The 24,030-nt window shown below is 46.2% G+C and carries 18 protein-coding genes; 9 read left to right on the top strand and 9 right to left on the bottom strand.

Going from position 1 to position 24,030, the window contains the following annotated elements; genetic code table 11:
• Positions 1-2 precede the first annotated feature (2 nt).
• Positions 3-893, bottom strand: a complete 891-nt coding sequence (gene folD, locus DP_RS09705; RefSeq protein ID WP_041278621.1) for a bifunctional methylenetetrahydrofolate dehydrogenase/methenyltetrahydrofolate cyclohydrolase FolD — start codon at positions 891-893, stop codon at positions 3-5.
• A gap of 449 nt (positions 894-1,342) precedes the next feature.
• Here folD and DP_RS18580 point away from each other — a divergent pair, with 449 nt between their 5' ends.
• The 3 genes from DP_RS18580 (at position 1,343) to DP_RS16880 (ending at position 6,081) form a co-directional block, all read left to right on the top strand.
• The gene (locus tag DP_RS18580; protein ID WP_041277858.1) at positions 1,343-1,684 is read left to right on the top strand and encodes an MCP four helix bundle domain-containing protein; all 342 of its coding nucleotides are present in this window, start codon (positions 1,343-1,345) and stop codon (positions 1,682-1,684) included.
• 51 nt (positions 1,685-1,735) lie between these two features.
• Positions 1,736-3,391, top strand: a complete 1,656-nt coding sequence (locus tag DP_RS09695) for a methyl-accepting chemotaxis protein (RefSeq protein WP_011189140.1) — start codon at positions 1,736-1,738, stop codon at positions 3,389-3,391.
• A gap of 641 nt (positions 3,392-4,032) precedes the next feature.
• The gene (locus DP_RS16880; RefSeq protein WP_011189139.1) at positions 4,033-6,081 is read left to right on the top strand and encodes a methyl-accepting chemotaxis protein; all 2,049 of its coding nucleotides are present in this window, start codon (positions 4,033-4,035) and stop codon (positions 6,079-6,081) included.
• 219 nt (positions 6,082-6,300) lie between these two features.
• Here the strand turns inward: DP_RS16880 and DP_RS18805 are convergent, their stop codons facing one another.
• Positions 6,301-6,435: a hypothetical protein gene (locus DP_RS18805; RefSeq protein ID WP_265588543.1), complete on the bottom strand. Its 135-nt coding sequence runs from the start codon at positions 6,433-6,435 to the stop codon at positions 6,301-6,303.
• A 245-nt stretch (positions 6,436-6,680) separates the two neighbouring features.
• Between DP_RS18805 and DP_RS16875 the strand changes: the two genes are divergently transcribed.
• Together DP_RS16875 and DP_RS16870 are read left to right on the top strand one after the other, a co-directional pair.
• Positions 6,681-8,729 (top strand): methyl-accepting chemotaxis protein, encoded by a 2,049-nt coding sequence (locus DP_RS16875; RefSeq protein ID WP_049785065.1) that lies wholly within the window; start codon positions 6,681-6,683, stop codon positions 8,727-8,729.
• 768 nt (positions 8,730-9,497) lie between these two features.
• Positions 9,498-11,546, top strand: coding sequence for a methyl-accepting chemotaxis protein (locus DP_RS16870; RefSeq protein WP_049785064.1), 2,049 nt, complete (start codon positions 9,498-9,500; stop codon positions 11,544-11,546).
• Positions 11,547-12,161: 615 nt separating this feature from the next.
• Here the strand turns inward: DP_RS16870 and DP_RS09665 are convergent.
• The 5 genes from DP_RS09665 to DP_RS16865 all read right to left on the bottom strand — a co-directional run bounded on the left by DP_RS09665 (position 12,162) and on the right by DP_RS16865 (position 17,722).
• Entirely contained in the window at positions 12,162-12,497 is a 336-nt protein-coding gene (locus DP_RS09665; protein WP_011189134.1) for an STAS domain-containing protein, read from the bottom strand.
• Positions 12,498-12,527: 30 nt separating this feature from the next.
• Positions 12,528-12,932, bottom strand: a complete 405-nt coding sequence (locus DP_RS09660) for an ATP-binding protein (protein WP_011189133.1) — start codon at positions 12,930-12,932, stop codon at positions 12,528-12,530.
• 12 nt (positions 12,933-12,944) lie between these two features.
• Positions 12,945-13,454 carry a cyclic nucleotide-binding domain-containing protein gene (locus DP_RS09655; protein ID WP_011189132.1) on the bottom strand — a complete coding sequence of 170 codons (510 nt, stop codon included), beginning with the start codon at positions 13,452-13,454 and terminating at the stop codon, positions 12,945-12,947.
• Positions 13,432-15,849 carry an ABC transporter ATP-binding protein/permease gene (locus tag DP_RS09650; RefSeq protein ID WP_049785063.1) on the bottom strand — a complete coding sequence of 806 codons (2,418 nt, stop codon included), beginning with the start codon at positions 15,847-15,849 and terminating at the stop codon, positions 13,432-13,434. Before DP_RS09650 ends, DP_RS09655 begins: the two co-directional genes overlap by 23 nt.
• 85 nt (positions 15,850-15,934) lie before the next feature.
• Positions 15,935-17,722, bottom strand: coding sequence for a SpoIIE family protein phosphatase (locus DP_RS16865; RefSeq protein ID WP_162096648.1), 1,788 nt, complete (start codon positions 17,720-17,722; stop codon positions 15,935-15,937).
• A gap of 280 nt (positions 17,723-18,002) precedes the next feature.
• On the opposite strand from DP_RS16865, the gene DP_RS09640 reads away from it, so the two are divergent.
• Both DP_RS09640 and DP_RS09635 read left to right on the top strand, forming a co-directional pair.
• Positions 18,003-18,410 carry a ParB N-terminal domain-containing protein gene (locus DP_RS09640; RefSeq protein ID WP_011189129.1) on the top strand — a complete coding sequence of 136 codons (408 nt, stop codon included), beginning with the start codon at positions 18,003-18,005 and terminating at the stop codon, positions 18,408-18,410.
• Positions 18,411-18,515: 105 nt separating this feature from the next.
• Positions 18,516-19,091, top strand: a complete 576-nt coding sequence (locus tag DP_RS09635; protein WP_011189128.1) for a PhnA domain-containing protein — start codon at positions 18,516-18,518, stop codon at positions 19,089-19,091.
• Between the two features lie 73 nt (positions 19,092-19,164).
• Here DP_RS09635 and DP_RS09630 read toward each other — a convergent pair whose 3' ends face one another.
• The gene (locus DP_RS09630) at positions 19,165-20,973 is read right to left on the bottom strand and encodes a HAMP domain-containing sensor histidine kinase (protein ID WP_011189127.1); all 1,809 of its coding nucleotides are present in this window, start codon (positions 20,971-20,973) and stop codon (positions 19,165-19,167) included.
• Positions 20,970-21,698, bottom strand: coding sequence for a response regulator transcription factor (locus DP_RS09625; protein ID WP_011189126.1), 729 nt, complete (start codon positions 21,696-21,698; stop codon positions 20,970-20,972). The genes DP_RS09630 and DP_RS09625 overlap by 4 nt, the downstream gene beginning before the upstream one ends.
• 206 nt (positions 21,699-21,904) lie before the next feature.
• On the opposite strand from DP_RS09625, the gene phoU reads away from it, so the two are divergent.
• Positions 21,905-22,564 (top strand): phosphate signaling complex protein PhoU, encoded by a 660-nt coding sequence (gene phoU / locus DP_RS09620; protein WP_011189125.1) that lies wholly within the window; start codon positions 21,905-21,907, stop codon positions 22,562-22,564.
• Between the two features lie 36 nt (positions 22,565-22,600).
• Positions 22,601-23,986, top strand: coding sequence for a phosphate ABC transporter permease subunit PstC (pstC, locus tag DP_RS09615; RefSeq protein ID WP_011189124.1), 1,386 nt, complete (start codon positions 22,601-22,603; stop codon positions 23,984-23,986).
• The last annotated feature ends 44 nt before the right edge of the window (positions 23,987-24,030 follow it).

Raw genomic sequence — 24,030 nt, 5'->3', positions numbered from 1 at the left:
GGCTAGCTACTATGCGCTAAGGCTGAAGCCAGGGTGTTTTTCATAAGCATAGCAATGGTCATAGGTCCCACCCCCCCCGGAACAGGGGTAATTTTGCCGGCAATTTCCTTGACCGCTTCAAAATCAACATCACCCCGGAGAATAGCCTTGCCTGTTTCACTGTTGGTGCCCACTCGATTAACACCCACATCAATTACCGTTGCACCCGGTTTTATCCACTCCGGCTTAACCAGATTAGGCACTCCTGCCGCAACAATCAAAATATCAGCCCTGCGACAATGAGTAGCAAGATCACGGCTTCCCGTATGGACAATGGTCACGGTGGCATTAGCACCAATGCCCTTTTGAGCCATCATCATAGCAATGGGTTTACCCACTATGTTAGACCTACCGACCACCACGACTTCAGCACCCGCCGTCTCAACTCCGGAACGAACAAGCATCTCTTGAATACCCGCAGGAGTACATGGCAGGAACTTCACATCATCTCCACCAATCATAAGACGACCAATATTTACAGGATGAAAGGCATCAACGTCTTTATCCGGATCAATTGCGGTAATAATATTTTGTTCATTAATATGCTTTGGCAGTGGTAACTGCACAAGTACACCGTGTATTGAATCATCGTTATTATATTTTTCAATAAGGGCCAGAAGCTCTGCCTCTGTTGTCTCTACAGACAAACTCTCCTGCACCTCATAAAAGCCAAGACTCAGTGCTGTTTTTATCTTCAAGGAAACATAGCTCATTGAGGCAGGGCTTTCGCCAACAAGGATGGTAACAAGTCCCGGGACAGTACCGTATTTGTCCTTCATCTCCGTCACGGCATCTTTTATTTCGCCAAGGATCTCTTTTCGTATTTCTGTACCACTTATAATTTTTGCGCTCATGGTTTTATGCCAGGGTAGTTGAGGAATCTCTCCATATTCTTTGAAGAGCATTTATTGTCAATAAACATTACTAACCACTTTATTCTATATCCTTTTAGCCTACACCTTCTATCTATTTTTTTCTAGGGAAGAGTATTTGCCCATAAACAGTTAGGACGCCAGAGAAACCAATACCGAACACTGCCGATAACTATCTATTTTAGCAAAATCTATTTTCAAAACAGTTTTCAGCTCAAGGTGGAAAAAGATCTTCACCTCAACACATACTCCCCCACAGCTCATTTCGACAGACAAAATACCAATAAAGAGTATAGCGTTTTAAGACGATAAATTAGCTAGCTGCATGGTCACTCCACCTCCGGTAAAGGTGAAGAAAAAGTCTGTGTAGATATTTATCCATTGGTTATTGGTACATACGTATCAAACGTACTTACATGCAAGGAGAGAGAATGAAGAATTTAAAGTTAGGGATAAAACTGGGGGGAGGTTTTGCCCTCACTGCCCTGATTGTGCTTTTTGTAGGTCTTGTTGGCATCTTTCAACTGGAAGACCTGCATCACCATGAACAGGAACTCGCTAACAATAGAATGCCGGCAGTAAAAGAAATTATGCAAATCAAAGCCGAATCAGCTGTTATTGGCGGGATGATGCGCTCTCTGCTCACCCCATATGCCACCGTTCAGCAGCGGGAGAAGACCGTAGCGGATCTTGCCACGATAAGGGCCAGTTACGGGGAAGTTCTTGTCGATTTCCAGAAGTTACCATTTGCCGAAGAAGTAGAATCGGAATAGCGGGACGTAAAGGCGAACCTTAAACAATGGGCTGAGGTCAATAATCAGGCAGTGGATCTCTCTCAACAACTTGTAGCCAGCGATATTGTCAATCCCATGCGACTCCAAAGTCTCCTTGCTCAAGTGGAAAGAGACCATGAGGTTCTCCTGAAAAAACTGGCTAGGCTCGTTTCAGTAGATAAAGCATTTAGTGGCGGAACAGATGCTCATGCCTGTAATCTTGGCAAATGGCTTAACAATATGGATACCCGCAATCCGGAAATCCTTGCCCTGACAGGAGAGACCAAAAGGGCCCATGACCAGTTTCACAGAGCTGCAGCTCAGGTAAAAGAGGCCACCAAGACAGGTCGCCTTGTCGAGGCAAAAGAGCTTATGGAAAGCGACGTCTACCCAAAGAGCGAAAAAATATTTTCTCTGCTAACAAAAATGACAAAGCCCGTTGTCACAGCCTATAAGAAATTTCGCAAGATGAATTCCCTCCTACTAGAGGATGCGGTGGTCTATCAGGATCTTGTTAATACGGCTATTGATGCCATCGCTGTCAAGGCAGAGGCAGGAGCTCATAGAGTTGCAACAGAGGCTAAGTCAATTGCCAAAAACGGTGAACAACTCATCATTATTGGCATTATCGTGGGCGTTATACTGGCCTTGGGGCTAGGGGTCTTCCTGACCATCCTCATCACCCGCCCCCTCTCCAAGGGAGTTGAACTGGCAAGGAGGATGGCAGAAGGTGATATGACCCAGCAGATGGATGTGAATCAAAGGGATGAAATTGGCCTGCTGGCAATCTCGCTTAACGAGATGTCAACCAGCCTGCGGGGCGTTATAGGAGACATTAATCAGCGGGTAGACGTTCTGGACAACTCTGCTACAGAACTTGTCAATATCTCCGATGATATGGCCAGAGGCGTTATGGATACCGCCAGTAGATCAACCCAGGTGGCAGGATCGGCTGAAGAGATGAGCGCCAACCAAAACTCTGTGGCAGCAGCAATGGAAGAGGCCTCGGTCAATGTTTCCATGGTGGCCGCAGCCGCTGAAGAGATGAACGCAACCATAGGCGAAATTGCCGAGAATTCCAGCAAAGCAAAAAACATCAGCCAACAGGCCGTTGATCGTTCTCGCCAGGCATCACAGCGTGTTGACGAGCTTGGCACAGCCGCCGCTGAAATCACCCGGGTAACCGAGGCCATTACCGAAATTTCCGAGCAGACAAATCTGTTGGCCCTTAATGCCACCATCGAGGCGGCTCGTGCCGGTGAGGCAGGTAAGGGCTTTGCGGTGGTGGCAAATGAGATTAAAGATCTGGCTCAGCAGACAGCCAATGCAACCCTTGATATCAAGGAAAAAATTGATGGCATTCAACAGGCAACAGGAGTCACCGTAAAAGAAATTGATGAGATTCGTCAGGTTATTGCCGATGTCGATCAGATTGTGGCAACCATTGCCACCGCGGTTGAGGAACAGAGTGTGACGACAAGAGAAATTGCCATCAATGTCAGCCAGGCCTCAAGCGGTATCACCGAGGTGAGCGAGAACGTGGCAAGCAGTTCTGCCGTAGCAGAGAGCATCTCGGCAGAGATTGCAGAAGTAAACAGCAGTGCAAACGATATGAATATCTCCAGTAGCCACGTGAAGACCAGGGCAGGCGAACTCTCCGGTATAGCCGAAGCCCTCAAGACAGTTGTAGGAAAATTTAAAATTTAAGCCCCCTCTCACTTAGTCAGACAGCCCAATCCATCGCCTGGGCTGTCTGATCATCTCTCCCAGATCCCCTAAATATTTTTTCCCCATCTGTTCTTTACGCAAAAACCCCTTCCCGCCTGCTTCTTCCGCTTTTTTGTAAAAAACTTCAAAACGCCTAGCCAACGACTTAGCCTATGCACCTATCCATCAGCCCAGAACTCAACAGTAACAGCACGTTAGAGGCGTCCCCAAAGGCCTCCTCTAGCCAAATAGTCATTTAAATGCAAAATCAATATCTTATAGCTCAAGCAAGAGCTTTAAATTTTACCTTAAGTAAATACCGTCAACAAATCCAAATGCACAGATCTTTCCACCTAATTTAAATTTCAGCACCAAATAACCCAATGATAACAGTTGCAAAAATTTCTAAAATCGCTGAGATTGTTTACGAGAACGATTGTTTTAGAAAATACCAACAAGGCCCTTGAGAGGGATTATGGTTTTTAGCATCTAAACCTTGACCTGCTGTAACAAGGCAAACCCCGCTGAGACATTTGAGCATGAGTGCCACACCTATTACAAAATCCAGTCCCATCGTCAGATCAGCCCAATAGCTAAGGGTTCCTCAATATCAAAGCTAAATTATACACAGGGAGAGAAAAATGAAAAATTTAAAGTTAGGGATAAAACTAGGTGGAGGTTTTGCCCTCACGGCCTTGATTGTCCTTTTTGTTGGCCTAGTCGGTATCTTCCAACTGGAGGCCCTGCATAACCAAGAGCAGGAGTTGGCTGATAATAGAATGCCTGCAGTAGAAAAAATTATGCAAATCAAATCCGACGCAGCTATTGTTGGCGGGATGATGCGTTCTCTACTCACTCCATATGCTACAATTCAGCAACGAAAAAAGGTTGCAACAGACCTCCTTACAACAAGAGCCAATTACGGAATACTTATTGGCAGTTTCCAGAAGCTCCCATTTATAGAAGAGGTTGAACCCGAATGGCGGGAGTTAATGACAAACCTTAAAAAATGGTCAGCGGTCAATAACCAGGTAGCTGAACTGTCCGAACAGCTTGTGAGCAGTGATATTGTCAATCCAATGTTTCGACAAACGCTCTTACAAAAGGCTGAAAAGGACCATGAGGTTCTGCTGATAAAGCTGGCCAGACTCGTTTCGGCTGGGAGACCCTTTGCCGGAGGAGCGGATGCCCGTGACTGTGATCTTGGCAAGTGGTTTAACAATATGGATACCCGTAATCCGGAAATCCTTGCCCTGGTTGGAGAGGCCAAGAGAGTTCATGACCAGTTTCATGGGGCAGTGGCGCAGGTAAAAGAGACCGCCAGGGCTGGTCACCTCGACAAGGCGCAACTGCTCATGGAGAGTGACGTCTACCCAATGAGCGAGAAGGTCTTTGCCGTACTGACCCAGATGAGCAAACCCGTTGACTCAGCCTATCAAAGATTTCACAAGATGAGTTCCCTCCTCCTGCAGGATGCAGTGCTCTACCAAAACCGTGTCTATGTAGCCGCAGATGCCATTGCGTTAAAAGCTAATACAGGAGCCCATAGGGTTGCGACAGAAGCCAAGGCAATTGCCAAGAAGGGTAAGATGCTCATCATCATTGGCATTGTCGTAGGCGTTGCCCTTGCCCTGGGACTGGGCCTTATCCTGACCCTCTTGATCACCCGTCCTCTTTTTAAGGGTGTTGAGTTGGCAAGGAAGATGGCAGATGGTGATATGACCCAGCAAATGGATGTGGATCAAAAAGATGAAATTGGCCTGTTGGCAATCTCGCTTAACGAGATGTCAACTAACCTGCGAGGAGTGATGGGGGACATTAATCAGCGGGTAGACGTCCTGGACGACGCCTCCTCTGAACTTGTCTCCATCTCCGATGATATGGCAAAAGGAGTTTTAGATACCGCCAGTAGATCAACCCAAGTAGCTCAGTCAGCTGAAGAAATGAGTGCCAACCAAAATTCCGTGGCAGCGGCAATGGAAGAGGCCTCGGTCAATGTTTCCATGGTGGCCGCAGCTGCGGAACAGATGAACGCAACCATAGGCGAAATTGCCGAGAACTCCAGCAAGGCAAAGGGTATTAGTCAACAGGCTGTTGATCGTTCTCAACAGGCATCGCAACGTGTTGACGAACTTGGCACGGCCGCCGCTGAGATCACCCGGGTGACGGAGGCTATTACCGAAATTTCCGAGCAGACAAATCTGCTGGCCCTTAATGCCACCATCGAGGCGGCACGAGCCGGTGAGGCAGGTAAGGGTTTTGCCGTAGTGGCAAACGAGATTAAAGATCTGGCCAAACAGACAGCCAGTGCAACCCTTGATATTAAAGAGAAGATCGATGGCATTCAACAGGCGACGGGAGTAACCGTAAAGGAAATTGATGAGATTCGTCAGGTCATTGCCGATGTCGATCAGATTGTATCAACCATTGCCACCGCGGTTGAAGAGCAGAGTGTGACCACCAGAGAAATTGCCATCAATGTCAGCCAGGCCTCAAGCGGTATCACCGAGGTGAGTGAGAACGTGGCAAGCAGTTCTGCCGTGGCCGAGAGTATCTCGGCAGAAATTGCAGGAGTAACCAACAGTGCAAACGAGATGAATATCTCCAGTAGTCACGTGAAAACCAGGGCAGGCGAACTCTCCGGAATAGCCGAGGCCCTCAAGACAGCTGTAGGACAATTTAAAATTTAAAACATACTACTCAGGCAGCCCAGTCGCGGGCTGCCTGAACACCTTCCCCCTGGATTTCCTGTAAGCCTCTTGGATATAGGGCTGGTTCTCTATCCTCTATGCAAGCACCTCTCCTGCCCTCTTTTTTCATAAGGGCACAGGCCGCTTCAAGCCAGAACGAAAAAGCTCCTCCTAAATAGCTACGGCAATAATCCTCTATACATCAATATGCAACGGCAACTACACAGGCCCCCATATTGAATCGTCATTGTTGTATTTTTTATCAAGACGAACATCCTCTTCTGCTATCTCTAGGGCAAGGCTCCCATGTAACCCATTGCGCCCCCATCTGCGCACATCTTTTTTATTTCGCAAGAGACCTCTTTTCGTATTTCTATACCATTTATGTTTTTTGTCTTTACCGGTTAGGGCACTCCAGAAAGATGGCTGAGCTAATTTGATAAATAGATATTGTACCATTTTACTTTTTAGTTTAAATGACCAGAAACATAGATAATTCTATATGTAACAGAAAAAGAGATCAAAAAAAAAATTGTGGACTATTATCTAAAGAGCAAAGATACAGGAGTATCAAACATCGTTATACGCAAGGAGAAAGTATGAAGAATTTAAAGTTAGGAGTAAAGCTGGGTGGAGGCTTTGCCCTCACTGCCCTGATTGTACTATTTGTCGGCCTGGTTGGTATTTTTCAAATGAAAGCCCTGCATGATCAGGAACAGGAGTTAGCTAACAATAGAATGCCAGCAATAGAAAAACTTCTGCTACTAAAATCCGATACAGCACTTATTGATGGACTGATGTGCTCTCTGCTCACCCCCTATGCCACCGTTCAGCAACGGGAAAAGGTCGTAACGGATCTTGCTACGGTGAGAAAACATTATAGCAAAATTGCCGCCGAGTTCCAGAGGCTGCCATTTATCGAAGAGGTAGGGCCAGAATGGCGGGATTTTAACACGAACCTTAAAAAATGGGGCAAGGTCAATAGACAAGCGCTAGAACTGTCTCAGCAACTTGTGAGAGCAGATATTGTCAACCCCATGTTGCGCCAATCCCTCCTAAATGGGGCTGAAAAAGAGCATGAGGTGCTGCTGATAAAGCTGGCAAGGCTCGTTTCAGAGCAAAAACCATTTGCCGGAGGAGGAGATTCTCATGCCTGTAGTCTCGGCGGATGGTTTGATCATATGGATACTGACAATCAGGAGATTCTTGCCCTGGTTGAAAAGGCAAAGAAGGTTCATAACCAGTTCCATGGAGCAGTGGCTCAGGCAAAGGAGGCCGCCCGGGCAGGTCACCTCGACGAGGCAAAAAAAATCATGGCGGCTGAGGTCTATCCAATGAGCGAGAAGGTCTTTGCCGTACTGACCCAGATGAGCAAACCGGTTGACTCAGCCTATAAAAGCTTTCACAAGATGAGCTCCCTCCTACTGCAGGATGCTGTGGTCTATCAGGACCGTGTCTATGCAGCCGTCGATACCATTGCCGCCAAGGCAAATGCAGGTGCTGAGACAGCTGCTGCAGAGGCCTATGAAATTGCCGAAAATGGTGAGTTGATGATCATTATTGGCATTGTCGTGGGCGTTAGTCTAGCCCTGGGACTGGGCCTCCTCCTAACCATCATCATCACCCGCCCTCTTTCTAAGGGTGTTGAACTGGCAAGGAAGATGGCAGAGGGAGATATGACCCAGCGAATGGATGTGGATCAAAAGGATGAAATTGGCCTGCTGGCAGTTTCACTCAACGAGATGTCAACCAGTCTGCGAGGAGTCATAGGGGACATTAATCAACGAGTGGACGTTCTGGACGACTCTTCTACTGAGCTTGTCACCATCTCCGATGATATGGCAAAAGGAGTTTTAGATACCGCCAGCAGATCAACCCAGGTGGCTCATTCAGCTGAAGAGATGAGTGCCAACCAAAATTCCGTGGCAGCGGCAATGGAAGAGGCCTCGGTCAATATTTCCATGGTGGCCGCAGCCGCTGAACAGATGAACGCAACCATAGGCGAAATTGCCGAGAATTCCAGCAAGGCAAAGGGTATTAGTCAACAGGCTGTTGATCGTTCCGGGCAGGCATCACAACGTATTGATGAGCTTGGCACGGCCGCAGCAGAGATCACCCGGGTCACAGAGGCCATTACCGAAATTTCCGAACAGACAAATCTGCTGGCCCTTAATGCCACCATCGAGGCGGCTCGTGCCGGTGAAGCAGGTAAGGGCTTTGCCGTGGTGGCAAACGAGATTAAGGATCTGGCCAAACAGACAGCCAATGCAACCCTTGATATTAAAGAGAAGATCGATGGGATCCAACAGGCAACGGCAGTCACCGTAAAGGAAATTGATGAGATTCGTCAGGTTATTGCCGATGTCGATCAGATTGTATCAACCATTGCCACTGCCGTTGAGGAACAGAGCGTCACCACCAGAGAAATTGCCATCAATGTCAGCCAGGCCTCAAGCGGCATCACCGAGGTGAGTGAAAACGTGGCAAGCAGCTCTGCCGTCGCCGAGAGTATCTCGGTAGAGATTGCAGAAGTAAACAGCAGTGCAAACGAAATGAATATCTCCAGCACCCAGGTTAAGACCCGGGCAGGCGAACTCTCCGGGATAGCAGAATCCCTCAAGGCAGCAATGAGACGATTTAAAATTTAAAACATACTGTTCAGACAGCCTATAGGGCTGTCTGAACAGACTCCCCTGTAGGCCTGATTTATTTTCCTTCCGGGGGACCGACGTTTGCTATCATTTTAGAAATGTGCCCCTCGCTCCTTTCCCCAGAAAAATAACATTTATAATCTCCAACGACTTAGTAAAAAAAATCCATCCTCTATGGCAGGATATAGTTTCTCCCCTCCCTCTTTTTTCATATAACTACCTCCTACAGACCGCATCGCTAACATGGCAACGCTGAGATTCATTTCTATGAATTCTCTCCGATTCCAGCACATCACTAAACTTGATCGGCCTCTACGCAACCTTGGCAACTCTTCCACCTGTAATAATGATGGTTTCCCGATGAACCTCTAAGCATGCATGGCTAAAGATTGTTAGAGACAACAACCCGGACCCTCGCCAACCCATCTAAGGCCAATTTCCACCAAAGTTAGACCAGATGCGGCCACAAAAAAAAGGATTCGCCTCAGCCCTAACAGAAAAAAACCAAATAACTACTCGATAACACTTGCAAAAAATGACAAGATCGTAGATCTTGCAATGCGGGTACCCATAACCAAATGAATTTCCTAGAGATTATCGGCAATAAATCTGTTTTTTATGGTTCTTAGACCTTGCCTCTGCCTGACAGCAGGGCCTGCTGAGACCTTTAGGAAAGAAAGTCGCACCCTTTATCTAAATCCGGCACCAATCGTAGGCGACCAGACAATTAGGCTAATTAACTATCGTTACACGCAAGGAGAGGAAATGAAAAATTTGAAGCTAGGGGTAAAGCTGGGTGGAGGCTTTGCCCTCACTGCCCTGATTGTAGTTTTTGTCGGCATGGTTGGTGTCTTGCAGCTGAAGGCCCTGCATGTTCAGGAGCAGGAGCTGGCTAATAACAGCATGCCAGCAATGGAAAAAATTCTGAAAATCAAGGCCGAAGCGGCTATTATTAGTGGAGTATTGCGTTCTCTGCTCACCCCATATGCCTCTATTGAGCAACGGCAAAAAGTCATAACAGATCTTGCCCAGGCAAGGGCTAATTACGGAATAACTATTAATGAGTTTAAAAAGCTGCCATTTGCCGAAGAGGTAAAACCGGAATGGCGGGATTTTAAAACAAACCTTAAAAAATGGGGCGAAATCAGTAATCAGGCGGTAGAACTGTCTCAGCAACTTGTCAGAGCTGATATTGTCAATCCCATGTTACGGCAAAAACTCATGGAAAAATCTGTAAAAGAGCATGAGGTCCTCCTGATAGATCTAGCCAGGCTCATTTCAACCGGAAGATCCTTTGTCGGAGGCGGAGATCCTCATGCCTGTAATATCGGCAAATTTCTTAATAATATGGATACTCAAAATCCAGACATTCTTGCCATAGCTGAAAAGGCAAAGAGAATTCATAACCAGTTTCATGGAAGCGTGGCTCAGGTAAAGGCGGCCATCAGGGCAGGTCGTCCCGCCGAAGCGAAAGAGATCATGGGAACTAAGGTCTATCCAGAGAGCGAAAAAGTCTTTGCCGTACTGACAGAGATGACCAAACCCATTGACACAGCCTATAAAAATTTTCACAAGATGAGCACCCTTCTGTTAGAAGATGCTATGACCTATCAGAATCGTGTTTATGCAACCGTTGATACCATTGTTGCCAAGGCAGATACGAGTGCCCAGATAGCTGCTACAGAGGCCGAAGCAATTGCCCAAAAGGGCAAGATACTCATCATTATTGGCATTGTCGTGGGCGTTGTCCTGGCCTTGGGACTGGGTCTTATCCTGACCCTCTTGATCACCCGCCCTCTTTTTAAAGGTGTTGAGTTGGCAAGAAAGATGGCAGAGGGTGATATGACCCAGCGGATGGATGTGGATCAAAAGGATGAAATTGGCCTGCTGGCAGTTTCGCTTAACGAGATGTCAACCAGCCTACGGGGAGTCATAGGGGACATTAATCAACGGGTGAACGTCCTAGACGACTCTTCTACTGAGCTTGTCGCCATCTCCGATGATATGGCAAAAGGAGTTTTAGATACCGCCAGCAGATCAACCCAGGTGGCTCAGTCAGCTGAAGAGATGAGCGCCAACCAAAATTCCGTGGCAGCGGCGATGGAACAGGCCTCGGTCAATATTTCCATGGTGGCTACAGCTGCTGAAGAGATGAACGCAACCATAGGCGAAATTGCAGAAAATTCAGGTAAGGCAAAGGGTATTAGCCAACAGGCCGTTGATCGTTCTCAACAGGCATCGCAACGTGTCAACGAACTTGGCACAGCCGCGGCAGAGATCACCCGGGTGACGGAGGTCATCACCGAAATTTCCGAGCAGACAAACCTGCTGGCCCTTAATGCCACCATCGAAGCGGCTCGGGCCGGTGAGGCAGGTAAGGGCTTTGCCGTAGTGGCAAACGAGATTAAGGATCTGGCCAAACAGACAGCCAATGCAACCCTTGATATTAAAAAGAAGATCGATGGCATTCAACAGGCAACGGGAGTAACCGTAAAGGAAATTGATGAAATTCGTCAGGTTATTGCCGATGTCGATCAAATCGTTGCGACCATTGCCACCGCAGTGGAAGAGCAGAACGTCACCACCAAAGAAATTGCCATCAATGTCAGCCAGGCCTCAAGCGGCATCACCGAGGTGAGTGAAAACGTGGCAAGCAATTCTACCGTAACCGAGAGTATCTCGGCAGAGATTGCAGGAGTAAACAGCAGTGCAAACGATATGAGCAATGCCAGCACCCAGGTTAAGACCCGGGCAGGCGAACTCTTCGAAATAGCAGAATCCCTCAAAGCAGCAGTGGGACAATTTAAAGTTTAAACGATACTGTTTAGATAGATCAGTCTGCTGGCAGGCTGCCTGAACAAGGCTATATTGAGACAATAAGTGCAACATACTGAAATTTAAAGAATGTTGCACTTATTGCTTAAACTCAGCATTTTTCAAAAATCGATTTAATTTCTTTTGGTTCCAGAATAAGTAAAGGCCTTTGCTATCATTTTAAAAAACTTACCCCTATCTATCCCGATCTCTTTTCCACAGGAGCAGTAAATTTTATGCTCTGCCTTCCCCGGCTCAGCTTGGTAAAAGAACTTCTGTATCCGCTCTTTATGGCAACGCAACACCTCGCCCTGCCCTATTTTTTCATAAGACCATAACTTCTTCTTACAGGCAGCACATTTAACAATTAGCATAGCAGTTTTAAATTCATCTCTGATGAATTCTCTCAAGTTCCTTCACATCACTCAACTTAATCGGATCCTGTGCGACCTTGGAAACTTAAGCTTTATGCGTTTTTCATTTTTTGTGAAAAGCTTCAGGATACCAGTTATTCCACATTATAATAAGCCGATTGACGAATAACTACACTATCACGCTTGGATACCTGAAAAAAGCACTCAATATTCTGGACTGCTCTGTCAAGAAGTACCATCCTTAACTGAGCTTTTCCTTAGCCTCCTCCTGGCTCGTCTTTATCGTTACCAGACTATCAAATCCTGACATTTCAAAAACTTCAAGGACATGCTCCTGCAAACAGCAGATGGTAAAATGCCAGTCAGTTTTTGCAAATGTTTTAGTAAGAGACAGAACAATGCGGAGACCAGCACTTGATATATACTCAAGGTCCTGACAGTTAAGGACAAGGTGACTCAATGGCGGCGAAGTATGCTGTCGCAGGGACTCCTCGAGTTTGGTCACCGTTGTTGAGTTGAGTTTACCGGACAGGTTAGTGACCAGTATATTATTATCTTTACTAATTGTAATTTCCATACAGAACCCATTTGTTTTTTTGCTAAACTACTATTTCTCTATCGCCAAGGTTATCGTAGTAATATTTTCTGAATCTGTTCTTCTATAATTAATGTATCTACTCTTTTTACGAATTAGGAAAATACCTAGCCCCCCTGCTTCTCTATCACAGAGAGGCGCACATAGATTAGGCAGAGCAACAGCAAGAGGGTTAAAAGGACTACAGTTATCTTTTATGGTGATGAGGAGATTCTCTTCCTCCTTGGTTATAGTGAGATGAATACCAATACCACAGTTGCAATGGCTGACAAGATTAGTGACAAATTCATCCACTATAAGTTGCAGATTAAACATGGTTTTTTTATCTAACTGCCACCTCTTGCCCAGACTCTCAATATCTTCGCGCAGATCCTGTAAATTTTCCTGCGTATTTTGACGTGCCCAAATAAATTCCATTGCTATAGCCTCTTAGAGGAAACTCACCCCGCCCCGAGGAGATTTGTCAGAACATCTTTTTTCACACTGTAGGGCATCCCAACGATAAATCCGTTTTGCAATATTTTCTGCCGTTATTTTATATAGTTCAGGGAATTGCACCACCACCTTCTCAAAGGTAGCTCTGTCTATTACCAAGACATCACTCTCCTTGCTGGCAGTCATAGTAAAAGGAGATGAATGCCGGGCAAGAAGTGAAAGAGAACCCACCAGATCTCCCTGCTTGGCAATATGTGATTCTCCTCCTGAGTCAGCTGTACAGATAAGCTCGAACTCTCCAGAAACAATGTAGAAGCACCTGGCCGGATCATCCCCCTTGGCAAAGACAATCTCTCCTACGTCAAGAAACATTCTCCTGCAAAGAAAGGCGATAATTTTCAGGGCCTGCGGGGGCACCTGCGAAAAAAAATCAACCTCTTGCAAAACAGCCAAATTTTTCTTCATCTGGCAAGATTGATAATTATCTTCCGAATAAGAGTTCATGAAATACACCTTTTTTATCAATAAGTTCTTGGTAACTTCCCACTTCTAATAACCGTCCAGCCTTCATTACCCCAATTTTATCAAATGAATCAATACCATCCAGACGATGCATAACTGCAATAACGGTTCGTTTATCACGCCACCTAGTATCGATAAGACGTTGAATGCGCGCCTGTGAAGCATTATCCAGCGCCGATGTAGCCTCATCCATAATAACAAGAGATGAGTTCTTCAGAAGTACCCGGGCTATGGCCAGTTTTTGTTTTTGTCCTCCAGAAAGTCTGTCTCCGACGCTACCTACCTGGAATTGCATCCCCAAGTATACCACATATTCCAGGACATCCTCTTCAATAAGGAGTTGAATAATCGCCTTATTTATCTTCTCCTGAGCATGGGGCATACCCTGCTTAGCCTTGCCCATAAAAATATTATTAAGTAAGGACTGGTTATGAATATAACTATCCTTATTATAAAATTTAAATTCTCCCGGGAAAAATTCCTCCGCCCAGGCAGGGAATTTTTTCCGCCCCTCCAGAATACTCTCCCGGAGCGCCATAGGCAGACCTACCATGGTATGAATAGCAGGGGTAAACTCCAGAGCGATTGTTAACAAAAAGTTTTTATCCGTTTCAGTAATTTTCTTGTCCTTACTACGGGCAAGAATTTTTCTTGTCCGCTCAAGAGACTCTGTGGGAATAGGGCTTTTTTCAGCAAGAAGATCGGGATCCTCCAGATCTCCAATAAGGGCAAGGGTTTCACTAATTATTCTTTCACCAAGAGATTCAAGTGGCTCAAGAAGACCTGTCTGTTTAAGAAAGGTGGTAAAGTCCTTATGCTTACTTAGCTGTTCAACTCCCAGACCATTAGGCACTGCCACCCCAAAAATAATGTTTCCAATAAGGGAGGAGTGATAGAGATAATCTGTGCTCTTATAAAATTCGACATAAGGTTCCAATTGAACGGCAAATGTTTTACGAAAATTTGGCCGAATATTAATAACTGCATTGATAATATCAATCTGATCAGAGCCAACGATGGTATCAAGGCCAAAACGCATAACATCGGCATAGAGGCCTGCTTGCTGAAGGGCAAGAATCATCCGGTCAAGCTCAGGCTCAGCCAATTGCTCATCACCGGCAACTTCTCTCACCGCAAGATCAGCATAGAGGAGATTATCTTTAACAGAACCGGTAAAGATAAAAGGACGCTGGGAAATATAGCCCATCTTCTCCACCAGGCTATTCTTGGAAATATCGGCAAGATTTTTGCCACCAAGCATTATGGTGCCCTTACTGTACTGATACATTTTGGCAATACACTGAATTAATGTACTCTTCCCACTACCAGAAAAACCGACCAAGGCCATATGCTCACCCGGCTTTAACCTAAAAGATACATCTCTTAGAAGATATTTCCCCTCTTCGGTTTGAAAGGAGAGGCCTGTAACCTCAACAGAGGCCCTGTCGTCAATCGATTCTACGGGTGGGGCCTCAAGAAGAAACTCGGGCTGATGATCAAAATACTCCATGGTACGTTTGTAGCGTATCGAGGCATCCTGATAGACCTGATAAAAATCAATAAGCTCCTTCCAGGGATCATAGAGCTTTTCCTGAGCTGAGAGAAAGGCTACCATGGCACCAAGTCCTAACTGGCCATGCATAATAAGATAACCACCGTAAAGAAGGACTAAAAATGGGCCAAGACTAACAAAATAGTTATTGGTTGTCTTGATGCCAAACTTTAACAATGACCAACGAATTCGGACTTTTTTCAGCTTTTCATTATAGTAACGAAATTTCTTATCCTCTTGCTGATAGGCAGCATGGACCTGTATTTCTGCAATTCCTGAAACTGATTCTGCTATTTGGTTTGATGCGCTTCGAGTAATATCAACCCGAGACTTATTCGCCCTATTAGCCTTTCTCTGAAGAAAGGGAAGAATAAAAGACACTGCAGGATAAATAACAAGGGTAAGGAGGGCAAGGGAGGTATGGAGCCACATCAGATAAATGGCAAAGGCGAGAAGTGACAATATATTAGTCAGGGGAGAGGCAAAGGCCATGCCGGCAAAGGTGCCTGCAGCACTGAGTTCAGACATCAGGGCAGAAACAACCATTCCCGGTTGGGTTTTGCGAAAAAAGCTCAGTGGCAGGGTGAGAATATGCTCATAAAGTTGTTGGCGCATAGCAAACATTACCCGCTCGCCGATAATCGACTGGATATAATTAATTGCTATTTTCAATGCTCCTGCCAGGGTAATCGAAAGCAGGTATATCCCACAGTAAAGAAATAATTTTTCGACATTTTGCAGGGCAATAGCGTCATTAATTACCCTTTTTTGCATCTCTAGGGGCAGGACCCGAGCCCCGACAATCAAAACAACTATAAAAAACAAGCATATCTGCAGTTTAAGATTGCCATGGAAGGCCCAAAAGAACAGAGACGTTTTACAAACTGGTTTTTGAGATGTTTTCTTCATATTATATGGCAGGGAATTTTATAATGACGAAGGTAATATCGTCTGATTGAGGTGCATCTTTCTGAAAAACTTTTATTGATTCTGATATATTGCAAATTATTTCTCTTGGTTGAAGATGAGCATTTGCAGCCAGCAGGCTCTGCACCCGTTCTTTGCCAAATTGTTCCCCTTCTGGATTTTCTGCGTCCCAAATACCGTCTGTACCAATGAGCAGTATCTGAACATCCTTACTCAGAGTGATTTCCTGATCCTGGTAGCGATACGCCTGATTAACCCCCAAAGCGACACCATTACCCTGTATGTTGGTAAAGACCCGCGTTCGTGCATTATAGGCTATGGCAGGTTCATGTCCTGCCCGCACCCAGGAAATTTTTCGTTGTTCCGGGCTAAGTTTCATCAGAAAAAGGGTCACAAAATTACTAGCCTGGGCCGTGTCCTTATAAAGAAGAGCATTCACCTCGGTGGCAACATCGGCCAGAGTGCCCGAACTGTTAAGTCTACAGCGAACTAAAGCCCGGGTGGTAGTCATAAGCAGGGCGGCACTAATGCCATGGCCCACGACATCACCGACAGCAACACCAATACTATCTGATAGGGGACAGGGGATAATATCAAAATAATCACCACCCGTGGCATCACAGTATATACAGGTGCCGGAAATTTCTACCTCTGCTGTTTTTAAATCCTTGCCAGGCAGTAAATTCTGCTGTACCTCCCGAGCAAGCTCTATGGATTTCTGCAGATCTAACCCATTCTTAAGTTGGCTGGTCATCTCATTAAAGTTCTGACAGAGGGCACCTATTTCATCATCGGTTTCTATGGAGAGAGGTTCACTAAAATAACCAGCAGCAAGTCGACTGGCCGCTGCTGAAACCTGATTAATTTTACGGTTAACCTTCGAGGTTACCAGATGGATAGTGAGAAGGATGGTAAGTCCAGTGATGATGGTGATAAAAAAATATGCATTACGAAAATTCAGTAGCGGCTTGAGTACCTTCTCGCCAGAGACAATAACAACCAAAGTCCAGGGGGCCTGCTCCAGATGATAAAAGACACAGACTTCCTTAGGGGGTTTTCCCTCACTAAAGATTGTCCCAAACTTCTCTTTATTTATCCTATTCCATTTTTTTTTCTCAAATATCTTTTTTGCTCTATTTAATTCGCTCTGAGAAAGGTGAGCAAGGGTATGTCCCTCTTTATCAATAATAAAAGACGACTGCTCCCGCCACCAAAGAGAATTTGTTACATCACTCAGTAGATCTGCAAGAGATATAAATACCTGAATTTTCCCAATAGATTCATTGTTCTGATCCCTATACTCTGAAACAAGAGAGATCTTTTTTTGAGCAAAAGTCTCGGTATAACTAGGCCTTGTTGTGTGCACACCTGTGGCCGCCCCACTGTGCATAGTGGTGATGACAGCAGCACCGGTAAGAGGTAGCGGAAGAGGGCCATCTGAAAATTTCGGCCAATCCACTTCCGCTGCCAGCACACCTTTTATCCCCTTCAGACGATCGATAAGATATTCATGCGTTGCATAACCAGCAGGACCCACCGGAGCCTTTTGAATAAGTTGCAGGAGTCTTTTGGGATCTTCGAGACGGCCATCTATTATATTTGCCCCATTTTTTAGGCTTGTATTGGCCTGCTCTATCCATTCCTGCAGGAGGATATCTCGGGCTGTTTGAAATGTAAGAAAACCGGAAAAAAGAAGAATGACAAGGGTGGGCGCAAGCACATAGAGGACTGTACGTTGTCCAAGACTCGTCGGTTTGATTTTTTTTAGCATAGTTGAGAAAAAGCCTTGAAGCATCATTTTGTATTTTATTATTGCTATAAAGATATACGATAATTCTATATTACTCTACAGACAACTGGCAAAGAAAAACTGAGCGACAGGCAAAACAGTTCAAGAAATATTTTATCCAACCGCCCTATCCCTCTGTGCTTAGTTAACTGGCGAAAGGAACTATTTTTGAAAAAGGTATGGGGTCTACAAAGAACTTAGTGTGTATACTTGAGATTAATATAGGTTTTTTAATAGAGAATATTTCTTTTAAGGAGGAAAGATGAAGCTAAAAATTGAAGAGATAATTGTGGATCCTGCAGCAAGAATCAGGCAAGGTACCGGCGATCTGGCTCCGCTGAAAAATTCTATTGCCAAGGTAGGTCTTCTCCACCCCATTGTTGTTGATGAAAACCACCGTCTTATCTCAGGTTTCAGGCGTTATACAGCCTGTCAGGAGTTAAAGCTTGAAGAGATTGAGGTAGCTGTTATAAACTGTGCAGACAATAAACATCTACTTCTGGATATTGAACTGGCCGAAAATCTTGGCCGAGAAAATTTCAGCGAAGAGGAACTGCAAATAGCCACCCGCCGTCGAGAGGATATCATCCTGGAGCTCAGAGGTAACTGGTGGCAACGATTCTCTTCTTGGCTAAAGAGTTGCTTTCTTTCGTCCCCGACAAAGAAATAGTAAGCTTCTCTCTTGAGCAAAAATATCTTTCTGTTGGCACTTATGTTATCATGCGCCCCATTATCGCAGGTTGTTTTTATTAAAAAAAATGGAGAATTTTTGTCAATGAGTGTTCAGGAAGAGTTGTATGCACGTAGTGAGAGTAAATGTGAGTTATGTAATGCAATTGAAAATCTTGTGGTTTTTGCTGTTCCACCAGAATCTGCAGCAAATGCAGACAAATCTGTTTTAATCTGCTCCCATTGTGCAGAACAAATCGAAAAATTAGACGATGTACACCATTGGCGTTGTCTCAATGATACCATGTGGAGCCAGATACCAGCAGTTCAGGTGATGGTTTGGCGTATCTTGAATAAAATAAAGGCCGAAGGTTGGCCGCAGGATCTTCTTGATATGCTCTATCTTGAAGAAGAAACCCTGGCCTGGGCCCAATTAGGACAAGAAGAAGAGGCCGAGGAGAGTTCCGTAGTCCACGTTGATAGCAATGGAACCCCACTTGCCGATGGCGATTCTGTAACTCTTATCAAAGATCTCAATGTTAAGGGTGGTGGATTCACGGCAAAACGCGGAACCACTGTCCGCAATATCAGCCTGGTTGCCGACAATGCCGCACACATTGAAGGCCGGGTAGAAGGACAGCGTCTTGTTCTCCTTACTCAGTTTGTAAAAAAAGCAGCTTAAGTTTTCCCCGCACAACAGTTATAACAGCCTACATAAGCAGGCTGTTATAACTCGTTACGCAAAAACAGCTCCCCTACTCTCCCTTTATTGGCAGGAAAAAAGAGAACTCTGTCCCAACCCCTTCCTCACTATTAACTGCGACCCTACCATTATGGGCCTGAACAATATGTTTAACAATGGCAAGTCCGAGTCCCGTTCCACCCAACTCCCTGCTCCGTGCCTTATCACTACGATAGAATCTTTCAAAAACCCTTGGTAGATGCTCTGCCCCTATACCACAACCATCATCTGCAACGCTGATAGATACCTCCTGCCCTTCCTCGCAGGCAAGAACTTCCACCCTAATCTCACTTTTTTCCGGACTATAGCGCACAGCATTAACAATAAGATTCACCAAAGCCTGCTCAATGAGATGAGGATTAAGCGGGACCCTTATATCCTCCGGACAGTGCAACTGAAGAATAATCCCCTTTTGCTCGGCATCTATCTGACAGGTTTGCAGAGCAGCACGAACAACACTACAGATATGTTGCTCTTCGAGTTCAATATTATCGGTACTGGAATCAAGTTCGATCCGTGACAGGGCAAGTAGATCATTGATGATATCACTGAGCCGTGACGATTGCCGGAGGACGATGGCGAGAAATCGCCTGGCATCCTCTTTCTGATCCAGGGCTCCGTCAAGGAGGGTTTCCACATAACCACGTATTGCAGTAATGGGGGTGCGCAGTTCGTGGGAGACATTGGCAACAAAGTCCCGCCTAACGCTTTCAAGTCGTCGCAGATGGGTAACATCATTTAAGACAATGAGCACTCCACTGCTGTCATCGTTTGCCATATGGAAAGGAACAGCACTTGTCTGCAGGTAAGAGGTTGTCTGGCTTCCATGCAGGGTAAGCTCAGCCTTCAGCGATTCACCCGTTTCCCGCACATACTGAATCTGCTGAAGGAGGTCAAGGCTGCGGGTAAATTCCTGCACCAGCTTCCCTGCAGACGGCGAGCCACCGGGATCAAATAGTCTGGTAGCGGCATCGTTTATCAGGACAATTCGTTCCTCGAAGTCGATGGCAATAATCCCCTCCCGCATACTTGAAAAAAGAGTTTCAAGCTGATTTCGTTGATTGCTGATCATATCTATTTTTTCATGCAGATTTTCAGCCATCCTCTCCATGGTTTTTGCCAGGGCGACGACCTCCCTCGATGCATTCCTGCTCTGAAGTAGCTCTTTTCTCTTAGAAAAATCACCATGAGCAAATCGTTCCGCCCATATTTTCAGCTCCTCAAGGGGACGGCTGATATTTCGCGATATAAAGAGGGTGGTGAGGATAGCCAAAATAACAATGGCCAGTGCCCCCAGGGCTACTCGTCGTTTAATTCTGGCTATTGTCTGATAAAGAGAAGAAATCGATAGAGAGGCTCGCAGGATCAGATTCGTTGTGACGGGAGATGCCTGCAAACGAAGGGGGATGGCCACATAGAGAAGGGCATCACTCAGGGTCGTGCTAAAGCGAAGGGAGCTGCCTGTTGTCCCTGACAATGCCGTAGCAACTTCGGGGCGATTCCGATGATTGTTCATGATATCCGGATCTTCGTTGGAGTCGGCAAGCACCCTACCCGAAGCAGCTATAACAGTAAGGCGTACGCCCGATTCCCTTCCACCCTGAACGATAAAATCCCTGAGTTCAGCTATATTATCTTCTTCGACAAGTTCAACTACCCGGGCACCCACCAAACGACACCTTGACTCAAGGCTGTTTTCAGTTTCAGCCAGAAAGAATGCTTGAATACTTGCAGTGCTATACCATGTTGCTGCTGTCAGAGCGACAAGGAGGATGAGCAGGTTTGCCGGGAAAATTTGCCAGATTATTTTCTTAGCTTTCATCGCTGCCCCCGTTCCAGGTCCTCTTCCTGGGGATCTTTAAACTTATAGCCTATGCCGCGCACAGTTTCGATAGACTGACCGGCAGCACCCAGTTTTTTTCTTAAACCGAAAATTTGTACATCAATGGCCCTAGGGGTAACCAAAAAATCATATCCCCGTACCGCATCAATGATCTGCTGTCTGGTAAAGACCCAACCAGGCTTTTCAGCAAGGAGGACCAGAATACCAAATTCTGTAAGAGTGAGCTGGATTGCCTTTCCCTGTGCCGTAACCTCATATCGTCCCTGATCAATAACGAGATTGGCAATGCTAATATGACCGCTGTCCGAGTGAGCCTCTGCCTTTTGGCCTCGTCTAACCACCGCCTTTACCCGGGCCACAAGCACCTTGGGGCTGAATGGCTTAGTGATGTAATCATCGGCACCCTTTTCCAGGCCGTCAATAATATCCTCCTCCTCTCCCTTGGCGGTCATCATGATGATGGGGCTCCCTGCGTCCAACTTGCCCTCGTTCTGCCGTATGCTCTGACAGACCTCAAGACCGCTGATCCCGGGAAGCATGATATCAAGGAGTATACAGTCAAAGGCCTCCCGGGCCAGACAGCCCAGAGCCTCCTCTCCCGAATCTGCACACGTCACATTAAAACCTGCTCTTACGAGGTTATAGCTCACAAGTTGCTGGATATCCGCCTCGTCTTCTACAATAAGAATATGGAGTTTTGCCATTTTATTTCCCAGGATTTTTTTGCCGGTGGAGGTTAATCATGCAGGAGTATTGCAGGTTTTACCTCCTCACTGCAACAAGTTTTACCCCTCCTAACCTAATCCTAATAAAGACCTAATTGCAAACGAACATCAGGCCTCTAATATGTACATCAGTAAAGCGGCAAAGAAAAAAACAGGCCGGCAGCGGCAAGGAGAGGAAAAATATAATGGTTCTACAGGATAGCTTTCAAAATGAATTAATCGCCCTTAACTGCAAGATGATGCACATGAGTAGCCTGGTAGAAAACCGGGTACAAAGGGCAACAGAGGTTATCGAGAGCCACAATGAAGAGGCTGTCAACTCTCTGATTCGCTCTGATTATGAGATAGATGAGCTGGAGGTAGAGATCGAAGAGGATTGTCTCAAGCTGTTAGCACTGTATCAACCCGTGGCCAGCGACCTTCGATTCATTGTAGCTGTTATTAAAATAAACAACGAAATGGAAAGGATAGCCGACACAGCTGTAAATATAGGGCGCTGTGTGAGAAAAATTTCCGAGCAACAGATCGAGGTCGGCCAGACCATTGATTATTCGACCATGTCCAGGATTGTCATTGAAATGTTGAAGATGAGTATTGACGCCCTGGTCAAGCGAGATTCGGCCAAGGCACGACAGGTCTTCTTTTTAGACGACGATGTTGATGCCCTGCGGGACAGCGCATACAAGAATATCAAGGCAGAATTTTATCAAGGCCACGACTGCTCGTCGGCCCTGATAGATGTCTTTTTAGTGGCAGGCTACCTGGAGAGAATTGCTGACCGGGCAACCAATATTGCCGAAGAGGTCGTCTATCTGGTGGAAGGCGACATTGTCAGAATATCCTGAATTTTTAGATCAAATTTTTCCCAGACGAGATAGACGATGCTTTACAACTATTTACTGCCAATAATTCTTGTTCTTGCCCTGGCAGCTTACCTGAAAGGATCCGGCAGAGCCAAGGAACTGTGGAGACAGGATGGTCTGCGCTCTCTGCACTCCCTGCCACTATATCACGGCCTCTTCGTGGCTTTTTGGACGGCCGTACCGGCACTCGCTATCTGGAGCCTCTGGCAGATGGCCGAGGGACATCTCTTAACCCTTGCTGTAAAGAGGGGTTTGCCCCAAGAGCTACAGAGCCTCTCAGGCAACGAATTCTCCCTGGTAATGAATGACGTTAAAAATGCCATTCGGGGAGATATTGTCACCTCTCTCAACAATGCCACCGCCACAGGAAGTGCACGACTCTATCTCGCCACTCAGCAAGGCTGGCAAAGCCTTATGGCCTATCTCTCACTCGGCCTCACCATCCTGGGCTTTTACCTGAGTTACCGCAATATCAGCCTGGAGTTACGTGCCAGAAATATCGTGGAACGACTCTCTACCATCTTTTTAATGCTCTGCTCTGCTGTAGCCATCTTTACCACTCTTGGTATCATCATGTCGGTGCTGATTGAATCAATTGCCTTCTTCAGAGAGGTCCCCGTTTTAGATTTCCTTCTCGGACTCAAGTGGAGTCCACAGACGGCCATGCGAGTCGACCAGGCAGGATCATCCGGGGCCTTCGGTGCTGTACCGGTTTTTGCCGGTACCATTTTGATTGCCCTCATAGCGATGGCTATTGCCATTCCCATAGGTCTGCTCTCGGCAATTTTTCTCTCCGAATATGCATCGGAACAGGTGCGCACCTGGGTCAAACCTCTTCTGGAGATTTTGGCCGGGATTCCAACCGTTGTCTATGGCTTTTTTGCAGCCCTTACCGTAGCTCCCATGATTCGGGATGTTGGCTCGAATCTCGGTTTTGCGGTCTCCTCTGAAAGTGCTCTGGCAGCGGGTCTTGTCATGGGAATTATGATTATCCCCTTTGTCTCCTCACTCTCAGATGATGTTATCCATGCGGTTCCCCAATCCCTACGTGATGGTTCCCTGGCATTGGGGGCAACCTCCTATGAAACAATAAAAAACGTTGTTATCCCTGCGGCCCTGCCGGGGATCGTCGGCAGTGTGTTACTCGCCGTCTCCAGAGCCATTGGCGAGACAATGATCGTAGTTATGGCGGCGGGACTCTCGGCCAATCTTACCTATAATCCCCTGAAGGCGGTGACCACCGTAACCGTACAGATCGTCACTCTGCTCACGGGAGATCAGGAATTTGACAGTGCCAAGACCCTGGCCGCCTTTGCCCTGGGTCTCTTTCTCTTTATCTTCACCCTGTTTCTTAACATCATTGCCCTCTATGTTGTGCGCAGATACCGGGAGCAATATGAATAATCTCTGCCCTGCCAGAAATTTTTTAATTCGCCTCGGAGTCGGGG

The organism is Desulfotalea psychrophila LSv54 (assembly GCF_000025945.1).
Taxonomy (GTDB): domain Bacteria; phylum Desulfobacterota; class Desulfobulbia; order Desulfobulbales; family Desulfocapsaceae; genus Desulfotalea; species Desulfotalea psychrophila.
This window is presented reverse-complemented; position numbering and strand designations above follow the sequence as displayed.